A 1,212-nucleotide genomic window follows, 5' to 3' on the forward strand; every position below is an offset into this window, starting at 1 on the left:
GTGATGAACTGTATTAAAAATCAAACTTTCAGGCAAATATTATTTTGTGAGCGCAATTTTATTTGCCTGAAAATCATTCTGAAACACAGTATTGTTTTTGACGATAGCGAAAGCTTGTCTAATGAGTTTGTGTGCAACTGCCATTTTAGCGGCTTTCTTGGATTTACCTTTAGCCAGTAATCTTGAGTAAAGTTCCTTACAATCTACGTTAAACCTAGCTGCTGATTGAGCAGCACAAAAGAGGATAGACCTGAGTTGTTTACAAGCTGTATTGACCAATCTACCTCTGCTTTTTAGGGAAGTTCCAGATTGTTTAGTAGTCGGTACAAGTCCTAGAAATGCAGCAAGCGCTTTGGCAGAGTGAAAGTTTTTGAGCCCATTGGTTTGGATGATAATTCCTGTTGCAGCCTTTTCACCAATGCCTTTGATCTGCATGAGTTTCTCTTTGAGTTGTTTAAACTCATCATCATTCAAATCAAAGAGTTGCTCTTGAAACTCTTCGATTTGTTGCTCGTAGACTTTATTGAGAACACCTAAGCTATCCACGACTTTTTTAGCAGCTCTTGGGTCGAATGACAGCGCATGAATCTTATTGCTAAGTGCCTGTTTTTGAGTTATTAAGTCATTGTAATACTTATAAGTTTGCTTTTTTTGATGAAGTGTTTCATCGATCAAAATGGTAGGCTCAGGTTGCATTTTTGAACCATAAAGTGCCAGTACTTTAGCATCCAGCGAGTCTGTTTTTGCCTTGTTTTTCAACGATGCTGCAAAGCCTTTACTTTGAGAAGGAGTAATAATACTGAAAGTTCTTTCTCGCAAAGACAAGCTATAGGCTAGACGATGGGAGTAGGTACCAGTGTATTCAAAGATGGCATGAATATCGTCTGGCATGGTGCTTATCCACTCGTCAATGGATTTGAGTTCGTTTTCAACTTTGCTACAAACCCAATCCTTTTCAACTTGATAAGCAATGTGAATAAAGTCACTACTAACGTCGATTCCAAGATAAGTACTCATAGATAAAAAGGGAAAAGTAAAACTTTTAAATGCCTATAAACAACATTGTGAGACGGGCTAAAACCCAATGAACTGTCCGTTATGAGCATTTGTCATGAAGGAGTAACCAAACATCACTTCAGTATCTATCTACCATTGAGTGATCGGTTTAACTCCCTCATTACCAAATATTATTTTGTAAGCGTAAATCTACAA

1 protein-coding gene is annotated in these 1,212 nt (G+C 37.5%); it reads right to left on the reverse strand.

Features of this window, described 5'->3' with window-relative positions; translation table 11 throughout:
- Window positions 1-39: 39 nt before the first annotated feature.
- Window positions 40-1,017: an IS110 family RNA-guided transposase gene (locus QM491_RS25440; protein ID WP_283330398.1), complete on the reverse strand. Its 978-nt coding sequence runs from the start codon at window positions 1,015-1,017 to the stop codon at window positions 40-42.
- Between the last annotated feature and the right edge of the window lie 195 nt (window positions 1,018-1,212).

The organism is Flectobacillus longus (genome assembly GCF_030056705.1).
Classification (GTDB): Bacteria; Bacteroidota; Bacteroidia; order Cytophagales; family Spirosomataceae; genus Flectobacillus; species Flectobacillus longus.